This is a genomic window from Arthrobacter sp. 10N43 (genome assembly GCF_056394525.1).
The window spans coordinates 114,880-137,153 of the sequence record NZ_JBFTIA010000004.1 but is presented as its reverse complement, the minus strand read 5'-3'; the positions used below and the strand labels follow the sequence as shown (position 1 = coordinate 137,153).

Below are 22,274 nucleotides of genomic sequence, written 5' to 3'. Positions count from 1 at the left end.
GGCAGGACTTCCCGCTGCATCTCTTGGCTGCTATCCCAGCAGTCTGTACAGCGTTTTCTTTTGCCGGCTCTCCCTATGAAAATGCCCGCATCACATTTGCGGGCCCCAACACTTACCAGTCCTGCCTCAAGAATTGGGCAGGAATAAGGGATTTCCGGAGTGGGGGATATTTCAAGTGTAGGGCATGGAACAGAACAGTGGTAGTTGAGAGGCCGACGGCGGCCGGTGAGCTTGCGCACACCGGCGCACCGGACGGTGCATTCCGACGCCGTACGGCTAGACGCCGAGGCGGCGCTCCAGCTGCTCGAATCGCTGGTGGTACTCGGGCTGGAGGCGGATCTGGCCGTCGGCGTCGGCGTCGCGCAGGGCCTCTATGTCCTCCAGCGAGGGATCAGCGAACCACTTGGCAATCGTCACGCCGTGGGCGGGGACAAAGAGCAGGTGGATGTGGTCGCCGGCCTCGATGCTGCCGGTCCGGACCACCCGGAGGTAAGTGCCCACCCTGCCCGCCTCGGTGAACCTCTTGACCCAGTGCGGCTCCCCCATCCGCCGCTGGAACGTGGCGCACGGCACGCGCGGGGAGGTGACTTCGACCTCCACGTCCAGTCCGATCTTCCAGCGTTCGCCGATCACGGCGGTGGAGGCGTTGAGGCCAGTGATCCGCAGGTTTTCGCCGAAGATGCCCGGCGGCATGTCCCGTCCGAGCTCACCGGCCCAGTAGTCGGCGTCGTCCTGCGAGTAAGCGTAGAGGGCCTGGTCCTCGCCGCCGTGGTCGATCCTGCTGGCCTGGACATCACCGCGCAGGCCGAGTTTGTGGACCCGGACCGGTCCGTCCACGGCGCGCTTGTCGATCGCAGTGACCCCAACGCTGCCGGGATCCTCGAGCAGCTGGTGAACCCTGCAGACAGCAAGGACAGATGCGGTTTCCATGGCACCAGTGTAGGCCTGCCGCCCGCCGGGCACCGGACCAGGCGCGGCCACCCTGCGCAGGGCGGCCACGGGCCGCGGCACCGCACCCGGCACGGGGCGCGGCACTGCGGGTGCGGCCGTAGGATGCTGGCATGAGCAATGAGGCCGGCCTGTCCGATGTTTCCGACGTTTCCGATGTCCTGGCGATCGATTCGCTGCTGAGCGCGGAGGAGCTGGCCGTGCGCGAGCGTGTCCGCGACTTCACCAACCAGCGGATCAGGCCCGGGATCGCCGGCTGGTACGAGGACGCCGTGTTCCCCCTGGACCTTGCCCCGGAACTTGGCGAGCTCGGCGTGCTCGGCATGCACCTGGAGGGCTACGGGTGCCCCGGCCGCTCCGCCGTCGAATATGGCCTCGCCGCCATGGAACTGGAGGCCGGCGATTCGGGCGTCCGCACGTTCGTCTCCGTGCAGGGCTCCCTCGCCATGACGGCCATCCACAAGTGGGGCTCCGAGGACCAGAAGCAGGAGTGGCTCCCCCGGATGGCCGCCGGCGAGCTGATCGGCGCGTTCGCGCTGACCGAGCCGACCGCCGGATCCGATCCGGCGTCCATGAAAACCTTTGCCCGCCCCGACGGAACGGGCGCCAACGCCGGCTGGATCCTGGACGGCGCCAAACGCTGGATCGGGCTCGCGTCCGTGGCGGATGTGCTGGTGGTGTGGGCCATGACCGAGGACGGCGTGCGCGGATTCCTGGTCCCGGCCGGCACCGCGGGGGTCACCGCGACGCCGATCGGGCAGAAGCTCTCAATGCGCGCCTCGATCCAGTGCGATATCACGTTCGACGCCGTCCGGCTGGGCCCGGAGGCGCTGCTGCCCGCGGCTCAGGGGCTGCGCGGACCCTTCTCCTGCCTCAACGAGGCCCGCTACGGGATCGCCTGGGGCGCGATGGGCGCCGCCCGGGATTCCTACGAGGCTGCCCTGGCCTATGCCCAGGAACGGCTGCAGTTCGGCAAGCCGCTGGCCGGATACCAGCTGACGCAGGAGAAACTCGTGAACATGCTCCTGGAAATCCAGAAGGGCACCCTGCTGGCACTGCACCTGGGCCGGCTCAAAGACGCCGGCAGGCTGCGTCCGGAGCAGATCTCGCTCGGCAAGCTCAACAACGTGCGGGAGGCGATCGGGATTGCCCGGGAGGCCCGCACCATCCTGGGCGGCAACGGCATCACGCTGGACTACTCCCCGCTGCGGCACGCCGCCAACCTGGAATCCGTCCGGACCTACGAGGGCACCGACGAGGTCCACACCCTGATCCTGGGCCAGCACATCACGGGACTCCCCGCCTTCCGCTAGCGGCGCGAGATGTCACGTCGCGGCAGTGTTTGCCGCCGACACTGCCGTGATGTGCCTTCTCGACGGGGTTCCGGGTGGAAGTTCCGGCTCAGGCGGAGAAGCCGCCGTCGGCCTTGACCAGCTGGCCGGACATCCAGCGGCCCTCGGGCGAGAGCAGGAACGCGACCGTGCCGGACACGTCCGCCGGGGTGCCCAGCCGGCCGCCGGGGTGCCGACGGGCCAGATCGTCCCGGAGCGGCCCGTCCATCCAGCCGGTGTCCACCGGTCCCGGGTTCAGGACGTTGGAGCTGATCCCGAGCGGGCCGAGTTCCCGGGCCGCGGCGATCACGATCCGGTCCAGGGCGCCCTTGGATGCGCCGTAGGGCAGGTTGAAGGCGGTGTGGTCGCTGGTGAGGGCCACGATGGCCCCGCCGTCGGGACCTGCCTGCCGGGCGAAGGCGGCAATCAGCTGCCAGCTGGCACGGGTGTTGACCGCGAAGTGCCGGTCGAAGCTTTCCAGGGTCGTGTCCAGGATGCCGGAGTCCGCGGATTCGCAATGGCTGAGCACCAGGCCCTGCAGGGGTCCGGCTTCCGCCGCGGCGGCGGCCATCAGCCGGTCCACGGCCTGCGGATCTTCGAAATCCGCCGGCAGGGCCACGACGGCGGCGCCGATCGCCTGCAGCTCGGCGGTGAGGCGTTCGACGTCGTCGGGCTGGACTCCCCACGGCATCCTCGCGTCGTAGTCCTGCCAGTACGTCAGGACGAGGTCCCAGCCGTCGGCGGCGAGGCGGCGCGCGATGCCGGCGCCGATTCCGGCGAGCCGGCCGACACCTGTGACGAGGGCGGTTTTGCGCGGAGTTGAGGAAGTCATGCCGACCAGCCTAGCGGTGGCGGCCGTCACGGCATCTGAGAAGCCGCACCCGGGAAGAGGCGCCTAGGAAGAGGTAGCGGAGACGGCGGCCCGGGCGTCCTGTGCGGCTACCGGCCCGGACGTGAGGTCGAGCCCCGGCGCCAGCGAGTCCCGCCGCAGGGCCACCAGCCAGCACACCAGCAGGGCCAGGGCGCAGAAGACGCCGGCGCTGGAGGCCATGATCCAGAGGCCGGGCGTCTGGATATCGAGGTTTTCCGCGCCCAGGGCCGTGCCGATGGTCTTCGGCGAGAACAAGAACACCAGGATCGAGATGCCCAGCACCGCACCCATGGTCCAGCGCATCCCGGCGTAGCGGCGCGGGGCTTCCCGCAAGGTCCAGGCGAAGGCCGGGAAGACGGCCGCGACCCACACCCAGTGGTGGGACCAGGAGACCGGGCTGATCAACAGCATGGTGAGCGCCGTCGCCGACACCGCGACCACGCGCGCGCCCTGATCGCTGGCGGCCTTGATTACGCCGGCGCCCAGGGCCACCACCGCCAGGCTCAGCACCAGCCACGGCACGGTGACGTGCGCCTCCGGGACGCCGAAGTGCAGCAGGGCGCCCTTCAGCGACAGGTTGTCCACATAGCCGGCTCCCCCCATCCGGGAGGTGTCCGGCAGCATCTCGAGCCAGAACTGCAGGGATTCGGCGGGGCGCAGCAGCCAGCCGACCACCACGGTGGCGGTGAAGCCGGCAGCCATGTTGCCCAGTCCACGCCAGTCCTTGCGGACCAGGAAGTACAGTCCGAACACCAGTGGCGTCAGCTTGATGCCGGCCGCGACGCCCACCAGGAAGCCGCTGCCGGGGAATCCGCGGGTCCAGCGCGGGTTGCGGGCCAGCAGGTCCACGGCGATCAGGCCCATCAGCAGGGCGTTGATCTGGCCAAACACGAGGGTCTCGCGCCACGGGCCGAGGTTGAGCACCGCCAGGACCAGGACGGCGGCGGCCCAGACGTTGCCGGGAGCCCGGAAGGTGGCGCGCCAACTGGTCTTGGAGTTCCAGTACCGGACCGCGCGGACCGTGGTCAGGACCGCCACGCCGGCTCCGGCCGCGTTGAACAGGGTCAGCGCCGCAGTCTGGGGCAGCCGCGCCAACAGGCCAAAGACCATGGCGGCGAACGGCGGGTAGGTGAACATCAGCTTCGGCCCGCCGGCCCAGTCGACATTACCCGCGTACAGCTGGGACGGCGCCGCGCCGGCGTCATTGAGGATCTTCCCGCCGTACCAGTAGACGCTGAAGTCCAGGCCCTGTTTGGCCCAGACGCCGAGCGAGACCCAGAGGAAGTAGCCCACTCCGGCGATAGCCAGGAGCGCGGAGAGCCGGATCAGCTGCGGGAGGGGTGACGGGCGCGCCGGGCTGCGGTCGGAATCGAGCACTGACATGAATTCCCCAATCGGGCTGCTGGTGAGACGCTGGCCGTTTGGTCGGTTCCGTCCGGGGCGGCGGAAACGCGCCCTCGCTGTCGGGTCAGTCTACCGAACAGCTAGGCCGGGACCGGGATGGACTCCGGCTTCCGGGCGTCTTTGCGGATCGTGGCGCTGATGACGGCGGCGATGGTGCACATGGCGGCGGCAGCAAACCAGGCGTAGGTGTACTGGCCGGTGGCGTCGCGGACAGCCCCGGCTGCCAGTGCCGCGGCGGCCGCGCCGAGCTGGTGGGCCGCGAAGACCCAGCCAAACACGACGGACCCGTCGGCGCCGAACACCTGACGGCAGATCGCGGCGGTCGGCGGCACCGTGGCCACCCAGTCCAGTCCGTAGATGACCACGAACACGATCATGCTGGGCTGGACGGTGGCGCTGAGCAGCAGCGGCAGGACCAGCAGCCCGATCCCGCGGAACTGGTAGTAGACGGCAAGCAGGATCCGCGGGTTGAAGCGGTCCGTCAGCCAGCCGGAGGCGATGGTGCCGACGATGTCGAACAGGCCGACGACGGCGAGCAGGCCCGCCGCGGTGGTTTCCGGCATGCCGTGGTCATGGGCGGAGGGAATGAAGTGCGTGCCGATCAGCCCGTTGGTCGTCGCGCCGCAGATCGCGAAACCGGCCACGAGGGCCCAGAAGGTACGGACCTTGCTGGCCCGCTTGAGGACCTGCAGGGCCCGGACGGCAGCATTCCGGCGCGGCTCCGCCGTTGCCGGCCCGGTTGTTGCCGGCCCGGTGGCCGCTGCCCCGGCGGCCGCCCCGGGGGCCGCTTCCGTGGCTGCTTCCGTGACCGCTTCCGCGGCCAGCGGCGTCGCCCCGTACGGCAGCACACCGACGTCGGCCGGTGAGTTCTTCAGGAACATCAGCACCATCGGCACCACGGCCAGGGCGCCGGCGGCGATGAGGAGCGAGGCCTGCCGCCAGCCCGCGTCCTGGGCCAGGACGGCGATGAACGGCAGGAACACGAGCTGCCCGGCGGCGCTGCCGGCGGTGAGGATGCCGATCACCAGGCCCCGGCTCTTGGCGAACCACGTGTTGGCGACCGTAGCGGCGAAGACCAGCGCCATGGATCCGGTACCGAGCCCGATCAGCAGTCCCCAGGTCAGCAGGATCTGCCAGGACTGGGTCACGAAGACTGTCAGGGCGCTGCCCGCGCCGATCAGCACGAGGGCCACGGCCGTGACGGCGCGGATGCCGAAGCGTTCCATGAGGGCTGCCGCGAACGGTGCCGTGAGCCCGAAAAGCACGAGGTTGATGCTGACCGCGGCGGAGAGCACGGTGGTGGACCAGCCGAACTCGTTCTGCAGCGGCACCATCAGCACGCCCGGCGCGGCGCGGAACCCGGCAGCGCCGACCAGCGCGAGGAAGGCCACGGCGGCGACGATCCATGCCGGGTGGATCCGGCGGCGGACGGGCGCGGGGGTCATGGTGGTTTTGGGGGCGCTCATGCGGCGGTTCCGTTCTGGGGGTGGGCAGGGGCTTCCGTGCCGGCGGAGGCCAGGGGCACGGGGTCCGCGGTGCGGGTGAGGCTGTGCCAGCTCGTGTTCGAAGCCGTCAGCGGTTCCCCGCAGGCCGTGCAGGTGTCGGCCGAGGAGGTCCTTTCCCCGCAGCCGCTGTGAATGACGAACATGTGCGCCTGCCCGGAAGGAGCCGGGAGGTGCTTTTCGGCCCAGATCACGACGGCGTTGAGCACAGGGAGGGCATCCTCGCCTTTGGCGGTGAGGACGTATTCCTGGCGGGTGCGGCCGCCGTCGTCGTAGGGCCGCCGGGTGAGGAGACCGGCGTCCAGGAGCGCGGCGAGCCGTTTGGTGAGCACGGAATCGGCCGCCCCCAGCCTCTGTTTCATGGCGTCGAAGCGGCCGTTGCCGAAGAACACCTCGCGCAGGACGAGCATGCTCCAGGGATCGCCCAGGATGTCGAGGCCGCGGGCCATGCTGCAGGTCCGTTGGGACCAGTCTGATCGGAGTGCCATGCGGCCACCCTAGCTGACTCTCTTAGAGAAAGCTAGGGTGGCCGGATGAATGCAGCGCAGATGACGCCTGCGCCGGGTAAAGCTGGCTGCCGCTTAGCTGCCGGCATCCAGGGAGGAGATCGCGGCGTCGAGGTCCGCGATCAGGTCCTCGACGTCCTCGATGCCGCAGGAGAGCCGGATCAGGTTGACCGGGACGGCCAGTTCGGTGCCTTTGACCGAGGCGTGCGTCATTTCCGAGGGGTAGTTCATCAGCGATTCGATCCCGCCCAGGGACTCGGCCAGCGTGAAGACGGAGGTCGATTCGGCCACCTTGCGCGCCGCGGCCTCGCCGCCCTTGAACTGCACGGAGATCATGCCGCCGAACTTCTTCATCTGCTTCTTGGCCAGCTCATGGCCCGGGTGGGAAGGCAGGCCCGGGTACAGCACGGCCTCGACCTCGGGGCGCTCCAGCAGCCATTCGGCCACAGCCTGGGCGTTGTCGCTGTGCCGGTCCATGCGCACGCCGAGGGTCTTCAGGCCGCGGGTGGTCAGGAAGGCGTCCATCGGCCCGGACACGGCGCCGACGGCAAACTGGACGAAGCCGATCTTCTCCGCCAGCTCCGGGTCGTTGACGACGATCGCGCCGCCGACGACGTCGGAGTGGCCGCCGATGTACTTGGTGGTGGAGTGCACCACGACGTCGGCGCCGAGTGCCAGCGGGGTCTGCAGGTACGGCGAGGCGAAGGTGTTGTCCACCACCAGGAGCGCACCGGCGTCGTGCGCCACCTTGGCGAGTGCCTCGATGTCGGTGATCTTCATCATCGGGTTCGACGGCGTCTCGACCCACACGAGGCGGGTCTTGCCGCCGCCGTCGGACGCGCCGCCTGCCGCGACGGCTGCCGCGACGGCGTCGAGGTCGGACATGTCCACCGGGGTGTTGCCGATGCCCCACTCCCCCAGAACCCGGCTGATGAGCCGGTACGTTCCGCCGTAGGCGTCGTTGCCGAGCACAATGTGGTCCCCGGGGCGGGTGAGGGCGCGGATCATGGAGTCCTCGGCGGCCAGGCCGGAGCCGAAGGAGAACGCGGCGGTCCCGCCTTCCAGTGCTGTCAGCTGCTCTTGCAGCGAGTCGCGCGTGGGGTTGGTGCCCCGGCCGTATTCGTACCCGGCGCGCAGCCCGCCGATGCCGTCCTGGGCATAGGTCGAGGAGAAGTGCACGGGCGGCACCACCGCGCCGGTGCGGGGCTCAAAGGCCTGGCCGGCGTGGATGGCGCGGGTGTTGAACCCCTGGCTGGACGAGGAAGAGTTTTCTGGCTGGGACATGGGACTCCTTGAACTGGTCAGTTGCTGAGGTAGGCGAGGAGGTCGTGGCGGGTCAGAATCCCCACCGGAGCGCCGACAAAGGTCACCATGAGGGTGTCGGTCTCGGAGAGGAGTTCGCGGGCGGTCGAGATCGATTCGAGCGAGCCGATCACGGGGAGGCGTGCCTCCATGTGTTCGGAGATCTTGTCCGAGAGCTTGGCCTCGCCGCGGAAGAGCTTGGCCGTGAGGGTGCGTTCGTCCACGGCGCCCAGCACCTCGCCCATGACCACGGGCGGTTCCTGGGACAGGACGGGGATGTGCGAGACGCCGTACTCGTTCATGATGTTGATGACATCGCGGACGGACTCGTTGGGGTGGATGTGCACGAGGTCCGGGAGTTCGCCGGTCTTGGCCTTGAGGACCTCGCCGACCGACGCCTCGTCTCCGCTGGCCAGGAAGCCGTAGGAGCGCATCCACTGGTCGTTGAAGATCTTCGCGAGGTAGCCGCGGCCGGAGTCCGGCAGGATGACCACGACGACGGCGTCCGCCGGGAGGTCTTTGGCGACCTCCAGTGCGGCCACGACGGCCATGCCCGAGGACCCGCCCACCAGCAGGCCTTCCTCGCGGGCCAGCCGGCGCGTCATCGCGAAGGAATCGGCGTCGCTGACGGCAATGACGTCGTCCGGGACGGACTTGTCATAGTTGGCCGGCCACATGTCCTCGCCGACGCCCTCGACAAAGTAGGGCCGGCCCGTCCCGCCGGAGTACACCGAGCCCGCGGGGTCCGCGCCGATGATCTTCACGACGCCGCCCTCGGCCTGGGGCCGCTTGGCGGAAACTTCCTTGAGGAACCGGCCGGTGCCGGTGATCGTGCCGCCGGTCCCGGCGCCGATCACGCAGTGCGTGATGAGCCCGTCGGTGTCGTTCCAGATCTCGGGACCGGTGGATTCGTAGTGGCTCGCCGGGGCTGCAGGGTTGGAGAACTGGTCTGGCTTGTACGCGCCCGGGATCTCGGTGACGAGCCGGTCGGAGACGCCGTAGTAGCTTTGCGGGCTGTCCGGCGGGACGGCGGTGGGTGTGACCACCACTTCGGCGCCGTAGGCCTGGAGCACGGCCCGCTTGTCCTCGCCGACCTTGTCCGGAACCACGAAGATGCAGCGGTAGCCCTTCTGCTGCGCCACGAGCGCCAGGCCCACGCCGGTGTTGCCCGAGGTCGGTTCCACGATCGTGCCGCCGGGCAGGAGCTTGCCGGTGCGTTCGGCCTCCTCGATCATCTTGGCCGCAATGCGGTCCTTGATCGAACCGCCGGGGTTCAGGTATTCGAGTTTCACGAGGACGGTGGCTGCGATGCCGTCGGTCACGTGGTTGAGTTTGACGAGCGGCGTATGGCCGATGAGGTCCAGGATGGACTGGGCGTACTTCATGGGTACTAAGTTACCGTCTCCGGCGCGGCAGCCATGTCGACGGGGCCACGGCTCCTCGTTCCGCTCCGGCGGGTGCGAGGATTAGCCGGTGAAGTGGATCGCCCGGCTCAAGAAGCTCAAGAGTTATGCTCTGCCCGGGGGCATGCTGCTGGCCGGATGCGTGGCCCTGGCGACCGGGCTCCTGCCCGTGCCGGCTTTCCAGGAACTCGCGGCACGGACAGTGCCGGTGCTGGCGTTCGTGGTGGCGATGTCCCTGGTCACCGAGCTCGTGGATGAGGCCGGGCTCTTCCGGGTGGTCACCGAGCGGCTGGCCGCCCTGGGCCGCGGCCGGGTCCTGCTCCTGTGGTTCCTCGTGATCGCCCTCGCTACCGTTTCCACGGTGTTCCTGTCACTGGATACGACGGCGGTGCTGGTGACTCCCGTCGTGGTGCTGCTGGCCATTCACGCCCGCATCCCGCCGCTGCCGTTCGCGCTGACCACGGTGTGGCTGGCGAACACGGCCTCGCTGCTGCTGCCGGTCTCCAACCTGACCAACCTGCTGGCACAGGACCGGCTCAAGCTCAGCCCCGCCGCGTTCGCCGCCCTGGTGTGGGCGCCTGCCCTGGTGGGGATCCTGGTGCCGCTGGTGCTCCTGTGGTTGGCGTTTCGGAAGGATCTGCGGGGCAAGTACGGCCCGCAGCCGGTCCATAAGGTGCGGGACCGGGTGCTGCTCTACGCGGCATCCGGCGTCATGGTGGTCCTGCTGCCGGCGCTGGTCTCCGGAGTTCCGGTGCAGATCCCCGCGATCGCGGCGGCCGCGGCCCTGCTCCTGCTGTTCCTCTGGCGGCGGCGCTCCGTGCTGCGATGCTCCATGATTCCTTGGCGCCCGCTCATGCTTACGTCCGGGCTCTTCATGGTGGTGGAGGCCCTGCACGCCAATGGCCTCGCCGGGTTCCTGTCCGGGATCGCCGGCACGGGCGAGAGCCTTCCGGCGCTCCTTCAGCTGGCCGGCCTGGGCGCAGGGGCAGCCAACGCCGTCAACAACCTGCCGGCCTATTTGGCCCTGGAACCGGTGGCCGGCTCCCCGGCCCGGCTGGCCGCCCTGCTGATCGGCGTAAACCTGGGCCCGCTGGTGACGCCGTGGGCGTCCCTGGCCACGCTTCTGTGGCACGAACGGCTCCGCGCCCTCAACGTGGAGATCCGCTGGGGAGGCTTCGCCCTGGCCGGCGTAGTCGCCGTCGTCCTCACGGTCCCGCTGGCGGTGGTGGCACTGTGGCTCACCACGGGGATGCCCTGATTCCTGGTGCGTGGAAGGGGGACGACGCAGGTGTCGGGCGCCGGTCCCAGGCAGCTCCTCAGGCGCCGATGTCATCCGCCGATGCGTCGGCGCCACCCTCACGCGGGGCGCTCTGCCAGAGACCGACCACATTGCCTTCGGTGTCCCTGAAGTAGGCGGCCCAGCCCATGGTGCCGACCTCCTGCCGCGCCAGGACCGTGGTGCCGCCCAAGGAGTTGATCTTCTCCAGCGCCGCGTCAATGTCATCGACATCCACGGTGACCACCGGGGACGTGAGGTCTCCTTCGCGGTGGAACATGCCGCCGTTGATGGAGCCCGCAACGGAGGGCATGCCCGTCGCATCCGTCGGCGTCGTCTTGATCATGGAGTAACTCATCTCCGGCATGACGCTGACCTGCCAGCCAAACGCCGAACTGTAGAACTCCCGTGCGCGGCTCTCGTCGTCCGCGGGGATTTCAAAATGTACAACTCCACCAGCCATCACACTCTCCCAAGAACAAGGATTCGGGCCACGATCCGGGCGCCGGCGCGCCACGCCCCAGCCGGAGTCTAGCCCCCGCAGCCCGGGAGGTTAAGGGCCCTATGGCCCATGCTCCGCGCCGGCTGATGCGGCCGCCGTCAGGGGGCCGTGGGAACATGTTTGAATGACCGTTGCCGACGTCCCCGCAGGCCTTGCCGCCGCGGCGGACGCCTCACTGCGGTGGCACCCGGGTGGTCCGTTCGACCTGATGCAGACCATCGGCCCGCTCCTGCGCGGCCACGGCGACCCGGCCATCCGCACCGCCCCGGACGGGGTCTGGCTCGCGTTTACAACACCGCACGGCCCGGCCACTTTGCGCCTTGCGACGGCGGGGCCGCGGGCGGACCCGGCAGTGGACGCACAGGCCTGGGGGCCCGGGGCAGTGGACGCCATCGATTCCGTCCCGCGCATGCTCGGCAGCGAGGACGACTGGTCCGGGTTCGATGAGCCCGCGTTCCATGCCACGCTCCCGCGCATGGTGGTTGAAGCCCGACACCGGAACCTCGCGCTGCGCCTGCCCGCCACCGGCCGGATCATCGACTCACTGGTGCCGACCATCCTGGAGCAGAAGGTCACCGTCATCGAGGCCCGCCGCGGCTACCGTTACCTGATGTACCGCTTCGGGACGCCGGCGCCGGGGGCCGGCACGGTCGCTCCCGCCAATCTGCTGGTCCAGCCGACGGCCGCGCAGTGGCTGCACATTCCGTCCTGGGAATGGCACCAGGCCGGCGTGGGCCCGCAGCGCTCGGCAACCGTCATGCGGGCCCTGCGGTCCGCCGTCGCACTCGAACGGCTCGCCGCCCTCCCCGCAGTGGAGGCGGGGGCCAAGCTGCAGACCCTTCCCGGGATCGGGGTGTGGACGGCGGCGGAGGTGGTCCAACGCACGCACGGCTGCCCGGACTCGATCGCCGTGGGCGATTACCACCTTGCGGCCTACGTGGGCGCGGCACTGACCGGCCGCCGGACCGACGACGCCGGCATGCTCTCCCTGCTGGCCCCCTGGGCAGGGCACCGGCAGCGGGTGGTCCGGATGATCGGCCTGAGCGGCTTCCGCAAACCGACCTTCGGCCCGCGCATGACCATCCAGGACCACCGCCGCCACTGACCCGCCCTGCCCGCGTTGCCGTCAGGCGTCGGTTTTTTAGAGGCCCAGCCGGGCCGCGGCCTCCTGGCGCATGTCCACCTTGCGGATCTTGCCGGAGACGGTCATCGGGAAGCTTTCTCGGACGTCCACGTAGCGCGGGATCTTGTAGTGCGCCAGCTTGCCGCGGCAGAACTCGGCCAGGCCGGCGGCGTCCAGCGGCGCGGCGCCGGGTTTGAGGATGACGCAGGCCATCAGTTCCTCGCCGTACTTGGCGTCCGGGACGCCGATCACCTGGACGTCCTGGATGTCCGGGTGGGTGTAGAGGAATTCCTCGATCTCCCGCGGATAGATGTTCTCGCCGCCACGGATCACCATGTCCTTGATCCTGCCCTCGATCACGATGTAGCCGTCCGCGTCCATCCGGGCGAGGTCCCCGGTGTGCATCCAGCCGTCGTCGTCGATCGCCTCGGCGGTCTTGTCCGGCTGGTTCCAGTACCCCCGCATCACGGCGTAGCCGCGCGTGCACAGTTCACCGATCCCGCCGCGTTCCAGCTCATCCCCGGTCACCGGGTCCACGATCCGGCTCTCCAGGTTGGGCATGCTCCGGCCGACAGTCTCGGTCCGCTGGGCCATGGGGTCCACGCTCCGGGTCATGGTGGACACCGGCGAGGTCTCGGTCATTCCGTAGCAAATGGCGACGTCGTTCATGTTCATCTCGCCGATGACCCGGTTCATCACCTCGATCGGGCACAGCGATCCGGCCATGACGCCTGTGCGCAGTGTCGAGAGGTCGTAGGAGGCGAAGTCCGGCAGGGCGAGCTCGGCGATGAACATGGTCGGCACGCCGTACAGCGAGGTCCCGCCGAAGTCCTGCACGGCCTCCAGCGCCGCGGCCGGTGAGAACGCCCGGCCGGGGATGATGGTGGCGGCGCCGTGGCTAAGGGCCGCCAGGTTTCCGATCACCATGCCGAAGCAGTGATAGAACGGCACCGGGATGACCACGCGGTCGTGTTCGGTATACCCCAGCTGCTCGCCGATCGAGTAGCCGTTGTTCAGGATGTTGTGGTGCGTCAGCGTGGCGCCCTTGGGGAAACCCGTGGTGCCCGAGGTGTACTGCAGGTTGATGGGATCGTGCGCGTCCAGGTCCGCCATGCGCGCCTTCAGGGCGGAATGTGCGACGTCGTCAGCCCGCTTGAGCAGCTCGGCGTACGTGCGCTCCGACTCGTTGCCGGGGTCGCCGGCTCTCAGCCCGGCCAGACCGGCATCGGGGAGGAAGACCAGCTCGCGCAGCTCCGGACACGCCGCCAATGCCTGCCGCGCCATCCCGGTGTAGTCGCTGTTCCGGTCCGAGGGCGCGGTGACCAGCATGCGCATGCCGTTCTGCTGGACCACGAACTCGAGCTCGTGGCTGCGGTAGGCAGGGTTGACGTTGACCAGGATCGCCCCGATCTTCGCGGTGGCGTACTGCAGGATGGTCCATTCGGCGCAGTTGGGGCTCCAGATGCCGATCCTCTCGCCCTTCGCAACGCCCAAGGCGAGGAGCGCACGCGCGAGGCGGTCGACGTCGTCGTTCAGCTTGGTGTAGCTCCACCGCCGGGCCTCTTCGCCGGGCACCGCGGCCGCCTCGATCAGGGCGTCCTGGTACGGGAACCGCGCCGCGATCCGTTCGAAGTTCGCACCAATGGTTTCCTCGAGCAGCGGGACGTCAGTGTCCCCGGCTGTGTAAGCACGCATGAAGTGACGCTACCAACTGACCGGGGGCAAAAGAAGAGCAAAGCTTGGAAGTCCTATGAAATCTTGGGTCATCTTCCGGCCGCTGCGCAGCGGCCCGGTAGGGTAATTGCCATGACTGCACCCGTTGACCTTCAGGCCATATTCATCCCCAACGACGGCGAATTCTTCCGCGTGAAGCTCGCCCTGGATATCGCGATTGACGAGGTAGTCAACGAGCCCGGCTGTATCCGCTACGAGCTCACGGAGGCCAGCGAGGACAAGCTCGTCCTGACCGAACGCTGGGCCAGCCAGGCAGACCTGGACAAGCACTCCAAGGGCACGGCCGTCCAGGACCTGAACGAATCCCTCAGCGCACTGCTGGCCGAGCCGGTCAAACTGGAAACGCTCTAGGCGCCCCGCCCTCCACAACGCCACAAAGAACGCCACAACAACGCGGGGTCACTCTGCGCCCATCCTGCGAGGGATTCATGGGCGCGGAGTGACCCCGCGTTACTTTAAGTTTCCGAGGAGGCCGTGGAGCCTCAGGCTTCCGGAATCTGGGTCCCGTCCTGCTTGGCCGCCGCTGCGGCGGCCTCGGCCTGGGACCGGGCCACATGGGCGTGGACTTCCTCCATGTCCAGGGCCTTGACGGCGTCGACCACCTGCTCCAGCTGCTGGGCATTCAGGGCGCCGGGCTGGGAGAACACCAGGACCTTTTCGCGGAAGGCCATCAGCGTGGGGATCGAGGTGATGCCGGCCTCGGCGGCGAGCTGCTGCTCAGCCTCGGTGTCCACCTTGGAGAAGACGACGTCCGGGTGCTTCTCTGAGATCGCGGAGTACGTGGGGCCAAACTGCTTGCACGGGCCGCACCATTCGGCCCAGAAATCGACGAGGACAATGTCGTTATCCTCGACTGTCGATGCGAACTGTTCACCTGTGATGTCTACGGTAGCCATGAGTCAACGGTACGGGAGCAGGCGCGGATTGTCCCCGGCATTACGCTGTTGGCACATCCGGGCAGGCGGGTACGGAGGTCACGCCCAGGCGTGCGGAGCCGGGCGCCTGGCGCCGGGCAGGGCGTTGGTTTCGCGCCATTCATGGATCCACCCGGGCAGTTCCAGATCCGCCGGCGGGGCGCCGAACTCGCGGATGATTTCCTCCTGGCTGACGGGCTTGCCTTTGCTGACCAGCCGGGTGGCGATGTACGCACGCGCATAGACCTCGCCGTCCACCACCATCCGCTGCTCGAAGTAGATTGCTTTCGAGTCGAGCCCGATGATCCTCGATTCGATGGTGTACCGCTGCCAAAGCTGCAGCGAGCGGCGGAAGGCGATGGTCTCCCCCGCCGCCACCGGGGTCCAGCCCCGGCGGCGCATCTTCTTCCACGTTCCGCTGCGGGCCATGAGGTCGAAGCGGCCCAGGTCCATGAGCGAGAAGTACATGCCGTTGTTGACGTGCATGGCGATGTCAATGTCAGTGGGCAGGACCCGCAAGGGCAGCGATGAGTTGTCCCAAATGCTCAGCGGCGAGCGGCGCGAGGACGTGAACAGCAGCAGGAGGGTGCGGAACAGAAGGTGCATAAGGCAATGTTACTCGCGAGTAACAACTCGTGCCAAGGGGGGCGGGCTAGCCATGCGCCGACAGGACCGAGACCGTGGCCTTGGGGCCGGTGCCGCGAATCGTCCAGCAGTTCCCAATGCCGATCACCTCCACGGAGTCCAGGTCCGTGTGGTGCAGGACCAGGGCAGTGTTCTCATCCACGGCAGCCGCGCGGTCCACGAGGCCCTTCGCCACCGCGGCGACGGCCCGGCTGAGCGTCCCGGCCTGCGCGGCGTGGACGTCGACAGCGAAGGGCACCAATCCGAGCCCGTCGCGGATCTCCACTTCCTCGAGACCCTCCGACCAATCCACCGGGCATACCTCGGTGCCGCGGATGCGGTAGCCTCCCACGATCGACCTCGCCGGCGCCACCATCGCCCCGGCAGAGAACCCCATATACGGCACACCATCGGAGACTGCCCGGCGGATGGCCTCCGCGGACGACAGGAGACCTTCCAGGTAGCCCGGCGTCGGGCCGCCGCCCACCACGATCCCATCGACGTGGTCGAACGCGGCACCAGCCGCGCCCTTGTCAAAGCGGAGAAGGACCGGGACCACCTCGCAGGCGATTCGGGATTCCAGCGGCTCCAGATAGGCGGGCAGGAAATATTCCGAGCTGCCCTCATGGTCAAAGAGAACCACGGCGACGCGCGGAACCCTCCCAGGGGCCCGGAACCGGAGTTCCCTGACGAACCGGTCGAAGACGACGGGAGTGGTGACGGTGTCCGGGCCTCCGCCGACAAGCAAGATGGTCATGCTTCAAAGTACCCGCAGCGATTGACCGGCGCTGAGCGTGAGGAACATAATCGGAATCGGTACTAGCTTCGTGACACGACTGCGCCGACCATGAGGCCGACGGCAGAGCATTCAAACGGAAAGCGGTCGGCATTATGAGCACTGTCCATCATCCTGTCGCTTCGACTGGCTGGACCGGTTGGGTCCGCTTCGCCGGAGTCATTCTGATCATCAACGGCGTCTTCAGTGGTCTTCAAGGACTCGTCGCGCTCACCGGACCGGACACCTACTACCTATCGACGCCGGGAAGCCTGTTCCTCTTCGATGCGAAGGGGTGGGGCTGGTGGAATCTGGCGATCGGAGTGCTCTTGATTCTCACCGGCGTCGCGCTCTTCTCAGGCGCAATGTGGGCCCGGGTGGTTGGCGTCGTCCTGGCCGGCATCAGCGCGGTGGTGCAGCTGATGCTCATCCCGCAGCAGCCGTGGTGGGCCTTCATCGTCATCGCCATGAACGTGCTGATCATCTACGCGATCATCGCCCACGGCGAGGAATTGAAGGCTGAACAAGCACCTCCGGCAAGCAATCCGTAGGCCGCCGGGCGCTCAGTCCGCAGCGATCAGCTCCACTTCGTAGCCGTCCGTGTTGACAAGGTAGGCGGCGAAGTGGCCTGGACCGCCCGCGTGCGGGTATTTCTCCGGGAACAGCTCGGCCCAGCCGTGGCTCAGACTCTCGGCCGCCATGGCGTCCACGTGCTCCCGGGTCCCCGCGCTGAAGGCCAGATGGTTCAGGCCGGGAGCCGTGCGCTGGTGTTCGGTTCCGCTGAGGGCCGGGGACTGCTCGACGACGATATAGGTTGGCCCGCGACGCCAGCTGCATCCGTGGGCCCAGTCCTGGTAAGGCTCGTAGCCCAGCCGGCCCAGCAGCCAGCCCCACTGGTCCCTGGCGCGTTGCAGGTCCGGCACCCAGAGTTCAACATGGTGCAGCGCACCAAAGTCCGCAGGCGTATCCGGAACAGCTGCCATCAGAAGAGGATCCGCTGGAAAAGGACGTGGTCCTGCCATGAACCGGCGATCTGAAGGTACCGTGGCGCCAGGCCGATCTCCTCAAAAGCCGCCCGCTTCAGGATCCGCTGTGACGCGGTATTGTGCGGGAGGGTGGCGGCCTGCAACCGGTGCAGGCCCAGCTCGGACCGCGCGGCTTGGACTGCGAACTCCAGCGCTGCCGAGCCAATCCCCCGCCCGGTCATGTCCTTATCCACCCAGTAGCCGAGGTGGGCACTGAGGAAGGGCCCCCGGACAATCCCGCTGAGGTTCATCACCCCGACGATGCGGGAGCCCTCCACAAGAACCCATGGCACGTCCGATCCCGCGATGAACAGCCCGAGCTTGGACTCAATGCTGGCGGACTGTCCGTTGACGGTGAAGAAATCCTCGGACCGCAGGGGCTCCCAGGGCGCCAGGTGCTCCCGGTTCCGCAGGTAGGCATCGGCCAGGGCGCTGGCGTCGGGCCTGCGCAGCACCCGCACCCGCACAGTATCCGTCAAGGCGGCGCTGTTCTCGGTCATCCGCAGACTCTAACGGTCATCCGGAACGGCTTCAATCAGAGGCCAGCTTCAGGGGCCTGGATCGATCGGCCCGGCTTGAGCGGCCTGACTCAATCGGAGCGGCTTGAGTTTCCGCCAGCCACCGGCCCGGTTGTCCGCAATGATCTGCCGGAACATCGCCGTGAGGGCCAGGGCGGGGATGGCTTCTCCCTGGGTGAAGGCGACGGTGCGCGCGGTCTTGTTGTCGTGCCCGCCCGTGATGATGCCCTCCGGATCCGGGACTATTCCGCCGTCGTACAGGAAGACGTTGACGTGGTCCTTGGCCGCCAGGAACGCGCAGATGTTGCCGTCAAGGACAAAATAGGGCTGCGTGGTGCGCTTGATGGTCTCGGTAACCGCCGGGTCGGCGGCATGGACCAGTTCACGCACCTGGGCGCAGACATCCTGCTGCCATTCCGGCAGCGCCGCGATGAAGGCGTCCACTCGGGGGTCCCGTTGCGGGTTTTCAGGAACTGGAGTCATCGTCCTCCTCGTTCGGGTCGGCGCCGCGAACGGTGACACTCTTCACGCCGGGCACATCCAGAAGGTAGGGGACGAGGTCCCGCAGCGGAAGATGCCCGTGGAAGCGGATGTCCATGAGGACGATCGGTTTTTGCTCGGTTCCCGATTTGTTGGTGCTCAGGATCGACGAGCTGAAGCCCATATTGGTGGCGATCTCCAACACTTGCCGCAGCACGCCCTGGTTGTCGTCGTAGCCCAGATGCAGGACCCGGTGGGCGTCCGGGGTCGGTATCTTCCTGATGAAGGGAGAGACGACGTACAACGTGATGAGGTGGAAAACAGTCAGTGAAACGGCCAGGGACAGCATTCCGGCCCCGCACGCCATGCCGACGGCGGCCGAAACCCAAATGCTCGCGGCCGTCGTCAGGCCCCGGACAACGTTCCGCCCCTTGAAAATCACGCCGGCTCCGAGGAAGCCGATGCCGCTGACAATTTGGGCCGCAATGCGGGCCGGGTCCATGGTGCCCCCGGGGGGCTGAGCGGCGGCGAAACCGTAGGCGGAGATCAGAGTAAAGGTGCACGATCCCAGACCGACGAGTACGTGGGTGCGGTAGCCCGCGACCTTTTGCCGGACCTGCCGCTCGGTACCAATCAGGGAACAGAGGACAAATGTCGCCAGCAGCAGCCCGATTTCCACCAGTGTGGTTGGGGTATATATCCCATATGCGTCCTGCATCCCGCTCTCCGGCCCGGCCCGAGAGTGGCGCCCCGTTCCGGACGCCGGCGGCTCCGGCCAACTCTGAGGTACGCCAACGACTCCCTTGATGTTGATCGTACCGCCGCCCCCTTGCTGGGAGTAGGGGGCGGCGAACAGGGGCGGGTCTGTTCCGCTCAGGCCGCGAGATCGCGGCGGCGCCAGCCGGAGTAGCCCACTACGGCGAGCGCAGAAGCCGTCACGGTGAGTCCCAGCAACGGCCCCACGGCGCCGGAATCCAACGGAAGCAGCGGCGAATGCCGGAACGGGGAGAGTTCCATCAGCCACTCCGGGGCGTTCCACAGTACGCCGAACTCGCCCAGGGCCACGAACAACAGCAGCAGGGCCCAGACAGCCCCGGTGAGCCGGGGTGCCCAGCCGAACACGGCCAGTACCGCTGATGTCATGACCCAGGCCGCGGGGATCTGGGCGGCGGCGGCCACGGTGACGCGTCCAAGCTGGTTTCCGTCGGCCAGCACCGCCGCTGCGCCGGCTCCGACCGACAACCCGGCCAGCAGCATGAGCACGGCGACGCCGGCGAGCGCCAGGGCGAAATGGCTGGTGGCCCAGCGCGGCCGGGTGGTGGCCGTGCCCAGCAGAGCCTCGACGTGGCCGTCTGTCTCCTCGTCGCGGAGCCGGCTGGCCGCCGAGAGCCCGTAGGCGGCGGCCAGCAGCCCCATAATGCTGATCTCCGCGGCAATGAAGGCGTCCGTCATGGCCTGGGTTCCGCCCAGCATCTTGATCAGGTCCTGGGCGTTTGGGGAACTCAGCAAGTCCGTGACGTTGCCGACCAGCGATCCGATCACCACGCCGAACACCACGAACGCCACCGCCCACGCTGCAAGCATTCTTAGTTGGAGCCGCACGGCGAGGTCCCAGACACCGCGGAGGGAACCTCGCGCCGGGCCGGGGCGCTCCTCCCGCAGACCCGAGCCAAGGTCACGGCGGGCGCGGAGGCCGACGGCCACTGGCACCAGGACAACGCACAGTGACAGCGGCAGGGCGATCACCCACCATTGGTCCCCGGCAAAGGCCCGGATCTGCTGGTTCCAGCCAATCGGTGAAAGCCAGGACATGGCGGACGGCCCGGGTTCGGCGAGGTCCCCCACGGCCCGCAGCGCATAGGTCACTGCCACGACGCCGACGCCCATTCCGGTGGCGGCCCGCGCACTGGCGGTGACCTGGGCGGTGACCCCGGCCACGGCGCTGTACGCCATGCCGGTCGCGGCCCAGCCGAGTCCGAACGCCAGTGACCCGGCGGCAGGAAGTCCGCCGGCGGCCAGGGACAACGCCGTTACCAGTCCGAGGACCAGGCTCGATCCGAAGCTGATGGCGAGGGCGGCTGCGAGTGGGGCGTCGCGACCCAGCCGCCCTCCCCCGAGCAACTCCAGCCGCCCCGACTCTTCGTCGCTGCGGGTGTGCCGGACGGTGATGCTCACCATCAGGACGGCGAGGATGGCTGCCATGAAGGCTGTGTACTTGATGAGGGACAGCGCTCCCAGGGATGTGGGGTCATAGACCCGGCCGAATAGCGCCACGAGCGAGGCCGTGGCGTTCAGGGCCGTCGCGGCTTCGACCCGGCTCCCGACGTCGGGGTACAGTTCGGCGCCGGCTGCGGCGGTGGAATAGGTCGTTAGGGCGAATCCTGCGATCCATGCCGGCAGCAGCCAGCGGTCGCGCCGGAGTCCGAGCCGGACCAGGACCGTTGTACCCGCCAACGTTTCACGCATCACCGGACCGCCCATTGCCGGACTCGGCTGCGGACACTGCCGCGGCCGCGGGGACCGCTGAGCCATAGTGGCGGAGGAAGAGGTCCTCGAGGGTTGGCGGTTGGCTGGTCAGCGCGAGGAGGCCCGCGTCGGTCAGCGCACGCATGAGCGGGGCCAGGCCGGACGGTTCCACCTGCGCGCTGACGCGGTGGTTTGTTATGACGACGTCGTGGACCCCCGGCAGGATGTCCAAACCCGGCGGCACCGCTGAGACGTCGGCCGTGACGGTGGTCCTGGTCAAGTGCCTGAGCTCCTCAAGCCGCCCGGAGTCCACCACTTGGCCCGCCCGGATGATGCTGACGCGGTCGGACAACGCCTCGGCCTCGCTGAGGATGTGGCTGCTCAGCAGCACCGTGCGGCCTTGGTTCCGCAGGTCCCGGATACAGCCGCGAAAAACGTCCTCCATGAGCGGGTCCAGGCCACTGGTGGGCTCGTCCAGCAAGAACAGCTCAGCGTCGGTGGACAGTGCCGCGATCAGGGCAACTTTCTGCCGGTTCCCTTTGGAGTACGCCCGGGACTTCTTTGTGGGGTCGAGGTCGAATGCCTCAAGGAGCCGGTCCCGCCGGTCCACGTCCTGGCCGCCCTGGAGCCGGCCGAGGAGGTCGATCACCTCGCCGCCGGTCAGGTTGGGCCAGAGCGCCACGTCCCCTGGAACATAGGCCAGGCGCCGGTGCAGGCTCGCGACGTCGCGCCACGGGTCCAGGCCCAGCACCCGGATGGAACCCGCGTTGGCCCGGAGCATGCCCAGCAGCAGGCGGATCGTTGTCGATTTGCCCGCACCGTTCGGGCCTAGGAACCCGTGCACCTCGCCGGCCTCAACTGAAAAGTCCAACCCGTTCAGGGCAACCACCGGCCCGAAGCGCTTTACAACCCCGGCCATCTCCACCACGCTCGCCATGGGGGACACAATACGCCTGAGACCGACAATTTGATCCCAGCCGAAAGGCCTGTCACCTCAGGGCACGCTGCCTTTGCCCTGTCACGGCCCTGTCGCTTCCACGGACCTGTCGCTTCGCGATCCGGCGACGTAGCCTAACGAACATGGAAGACCCCTACGATCTTGAACGGTTCGTGGTCGCCCAAGATGCAGGCGGAACCTATGGGCACGCCCTGGCGGAGGTGAGGTCGGGCATGAAGCGGAGCCACTGGATGTGGTTCGTTTTCCCCCAGCTCGCAGGCCTGGGCCACAGCGAAACCGCCCGCAAATATGCCATCTCCTCCCTGGACGAGGCCCGGGCCTACATTCGGCACGACCTCCTTGGTCCCCGCCTGCGGGAAGTTGCCGCCACAGTGGCCTCCCTGGAGGGCCGGTCTGCGGTGCAGATTTTTGGCAGCATCGACGCGCGGAAGCTGCACTCGTCCATGACGCTGTTCCGGCTTGCAGACCCGGGTGAATCCGTGTTCCGCGATGTCCTGGACCGCTACTTCGAGGGCAGGGAGGACCCCGGCACGGGACAGTTGTTGGATGGACAGCTGCCGGCGGGGCAGTCCGGCGACGCGGACCAGCCAGGCGATCCGGACGGTTAGCCGT

General features: G+C 68.1%; 24 protein-coding genes. 6 read left to right on the top strand and 18 right to left on the bottom strand.

Features of this window, described 5'->3' with window-relative positions:
• Positions 1-276: 276 nt before the first annotated feature.
• Positions 277-930 (bottom strand): MOSC domain-containing protein, encoded by a 654-nt coding sequence (locus AC1DDO_RS08835; RefSeq protein WP_476866706.1) that lies wholly within the window; start codon positions 928-930, stop codon positions 277-279.
• A gap of 131 nt (positions 931-1,061) precedes the next feature.
• On the opposite strand from AC1DDO_RS08835, the gene AC1DDO_RS08830 reads away from it, so the two are divergent.
• Positions 1,062-2,261, top strand: a complete 1,200-nt coding sequence (locus AC1DDO_RS08830) for an acyl-CoA dehydrogenase family protein (RefSeq protein WP_476866707.1) — start codon at positions 1,062-1,064, stop codon at positions 2,259-2,261.
• Positions 2,262-2,349: 88 nt separating this feature from the next.
• Here the strand turns inward: AC1DDO_RS08830 and AC1DDO_RS08825 are convergent, their stop codons facing one another.
• The 6 genes from AC1DDO_RS08825 to AC1DDO_RS08800 all read right to left on the bottom strand — a co-directional run bounded on the left by AC1DDO_RS08825 (position 2,350) and on the right by AC1DDO_RS08800 (position 9,249).
• Complete coding sequence (locus tag AC1DDO_RS08825) at positions 2,350-3,111, bottom strand: SDR family oxidoreductase (RefSeq protein WP_476866708.1); 762 nt, start codon at positions 3,109-3,111, stop codon at positions 2,350-2,352.
• A gap of 63 nt (positions 3,112-3,174) precedes the next feature.
• Complete coding sequence (locus tag AC1DDO_RS08820; RefSeq protein ID WP_476866709.1) at positions 3,175-4,533, bottom strand: glycosyltransferase 87 family protein; 1,359 nt, start codon at positions 4,531-4,533, stop codon at positions 3,175-3,177.
• A gap of 101 nt (positions 4,534-4,634) precedes the next feature.
• Positions 4,635-6,020, bottom strand: coding sequence for an MFS transporter (locus AC1DDO_RS08815; RefSeq protein WP_476866710.1), 1,386 nt, complete (start codon positions 6,018-6,020; stop codon positions 4,635-4,637).
• A complete protein-coding gene (locus AC1DDO_RS08810; RefSeq protein WP_476971754.1) occupies positions 6,017-6,544 on the bottom strand; it encodes a winged helix-turn-helix transcriptional regulator in 528 nt (175 codons plus the stop codon). The genes AC1DDO_RS08815 and AC1DDO_RS08810 overlap by 4 nt, the downstream gene beginning before the upstream one ends.
• Positions 6,545-6,637: 93 nt before the next feature.
• Positions 6,638-7,846: a cystathionine gamma-synthase gene (locus AC1DDO_RS08805; protein ID WP_476971753.1), complete on the bottom strand. Its 1,209-nt coding sequence runs from the start codon at positions 7,844-7,846 to the stop codon at positions 6,638-6,640.
• A gap of 17 nt (positions 7,847-7,863) precedes the next feature.
• Positions 7,864-9,249 carry a cystathionine beta-synthase gene (locus tag AC1DDO_RS08800; protein WP_476866713.1) on the bottom strand — a complete coding sequence of 462 codons (1,386 nt, stop codon included), beginning with the start codon at positions 9,247-9,249 and terminating at the stop codon, positions 7,864-7,866.
• Between the two features lie 142 nt (positions 9,250-9,391).
• Between AC1DDO_RS08800 and AC1DDO_RS08795 the strand changes: the two genes are divergently transcribed.
• Positions 9,392-10,525, top strand: coding sequence for an SLC13 family permease (locus tag AC1DDO_RS08795; protein WP_476866819.1), 1,134 nt, complete (start codon positions 9,392-9,394; stop codon positions 10,523-10,525).
• Positions 10,526-10,583: 58 nt separating this feature from the next.
• Here the strand turns inward: AC1DDO_RS08795 and AC1DDO_RS08790 are convergent, their stop codons facing one another.
• Positions 10,584-11,006: a VOC family protein gene (locus AC1DDO_RS08790; protein WP_476866714.1), complete on the bottom strand. Its 423-nt coding sequence runs from the start codon at positions 11,004-11,006 to the stop codon at positions 10,584-10,586.
• Between the two features lie 163 nt (positions 11,007-11,169).
• Between AC1DDO_RS08790 and AC1DDO_RS08785 the strand changes: the two genes are divergently transcribed.
• Entirely contained in the window at positions 11,170-12,150 is a 981-nt protein-coding gene (locus tag AC1DDO_RS08785; RefSeq protein ID WP_476971752.1) for a DNA-3-methyladenine glycosylase family protein, read from the top strand.
• A gap of 36 nt (positions 12,151-12,186) precedes the next feature.
• On the opposite strand, the gene AC1DDO_RS08780 is transcribed toward AC1DDO_RS08785, so the two are convergent.
• The gene (locus tag AC1DDO_RS08780; RefSeq protein WP_476866716.1) at positions 12,187-13,863 is read right to left on the bottom strand and encodes an AMP-binding protein; all 1,677 of its coding nucleotides are present in this window, start codon (positions 13,861-13,863) and stop codon (positions 12,187-12,189) included.
• Between the two features lie 111 nt (positions 13,864-13,974).
• On the opposite strand from AC1DDO_RS08780, the gene AC1DDO_RS08775 reads away from it, so the two are divergent.
• Positions 13,975-14,253, top strand: a complete 279-nt coding sequence (locus tag AC1DDO_RS08775; protein ID WP_390203660.1) for a putative quinol monooxygenase — start codon at positions 13,975-13,977, stop codon at positions 14,251-14,253.
• Positions 14,254-14,384: 131 nt separating this feature from the next.
• On the opposite strand, the gene trxA is transcribed toward AC1DDO_RS08775, so the two are convergent.
• From trxA to AC1DDO_RS08760, 3 genes are all read right to left on the bottom strand, one after another.
• Entirely contained in the window at positions 14,385-14,798 is a 414-nt protein-coding gene (gene trxA / locus AC1DDO_RS08770; protein WP_018773584.1) for a thioredoxin, read from the bottom strand.
• A 78-nt stretch (positions 14,799-14,876) separates the two neighbouring features.
• A complete protein-coding gene (locus AC1DDO_RS08765) occupies positions 14,877-15,422 on the bottom strand; it encodes an acyl-CoA thioesterase (protein WP_441407778.1) in 546 nt (181 codons plus the stop codon).
• A gap of 46 nt (positions 15,423-15,468) precedes the next feature.
• Positions 15,469-16,197 (bottom strand): Type 1 glutamine amidotransferase-like domain-containing protein, encoded by a 729-nt coding sequence (locus AC1DDO_RS08760; protein WP_476971751.1) that lies wholly within the window; start codon positions 16,195-16,197, stop codon positions 15,469-15,471.
• A gap of 134 nt (positions 16,198-16,331) precedes the next feature.
• Between AC1DDO_RS08760 and AC1DDO_RS08755 the strand changes: the two genes are divergently transcribed.
• Entirely contained in the window at positions 16,332-16,766 is a 435-nt protein-coding gene (locus AC1DDO_RS08755; RefSeq protein WP_441407776.1) for a DUF7144 family membrane protein, read from the top strand.
• A 12-nt stretch (positions 16,767-16,778) separates the two neighbouring features.
• Here AC1DDO_RS08755 and AC1DDO_RS08750 read toward each other — a convergent pair whose 3' ends face one another.
• The 6 genes from AC1DDO_RS08750 to AC1DDO_RS08725 all read right to left on the bottom strand — a co-directional run bounded on the left by AC1DDO_RS08750 (position 16,779) and on the right by AC1DDO_RS08725 (position 21,641).
• Entirely contained in the window at positions 16,779-17,198 is a 420-nt protein-coding gene (locus AC1DDO_RS08750; protein WP_476866718.1) for a VOC family protein, read from the bottom strand.
• Positions 17,198-17,740: a GNAT family N-acetyltransferase gene (locus AC1DDO_RS08745; protein ID WP_476866719.1), complete on the bottom strand. Its 543-nt coding sequence runs from the start codon at positions 17,738-17,740 to the stop codon at positions 17,198-17,200. The genes AC1DDO_RS08750 and AC1DDO_RS08745 overlap by 1 nt, the downstream gene beginning before the upstream one ends.
• 48 nt (positions 17,741-17,788) lie before the next feature.
• Positions 17,789-18,241 (bottom strand): DUF1801 domain-containing protein, encoded by a 453-nt coding sequence (locus AC1DDO_RS08740; protein WP_476866720.1) that lies wholly within the window; start codon positions 18,239-18,241, stop codon positions 17,789-17,791.
• Positions 18,225-18,956: an MgtC/SapB family protein gene (locus AC1DDO_RS08735; protein WP_476866721.1), complete on the bottom strand. Its 732-nt coding sequence runs from the start codon at positions 18,954-18,956 to the stop codon at positions 18,225-18,227. The genes AC1DDO_RS08740 and AC1DDO_RS08735 overlap by 17 nt, the downstream gene beginning before the upstream one ends.
• A gap of 155 nt (positions 18,957-19,111) precedes the next feature.
• Complete coding sequence (locus AC1DDO_RS08730) at positions 19,112-20,704, bottom strand: ABC transporter permease (RefSeq protein WP_476866722.1); 1,593 nt, start codon at positions 20,702-20,704, stop codon at positions 19,112-19,114.
• A complete protein-coding gene (locus AC1DDO_RS08725) occupies positions 20,697-21,641 on the bottom strand; it encodes an ABC transporter ATP-binding protein (RefSeq protein WP_476866723.1) in 945 nt (314 codons plus the stop codon). The genes AC1DDO_RS08730 and AC1DDO_RS08725 overlap by 8 nt, the downstream gene beginning before the upstream one ends.
• 143 nt (positions 21,642-21,784) lie before the next feature.
• On the opposite strand from AC1DDO_RS08725, the gene AC1DDO_RS08720 reads away from it, so the two are divergent.
• On the top strand, positions 21,785-22,270 hold the full coding sequence (locus AC1DDO_RS08720; protein WP_476866724.1) for a DUF1810 domain-containing protein: 486 nt from the start codon (positions 21,785-21,787) through the stop codon (positions 22,268-22,270).
• Positions 22,271-22,274 lie beyond the last annotated feature (4 nt).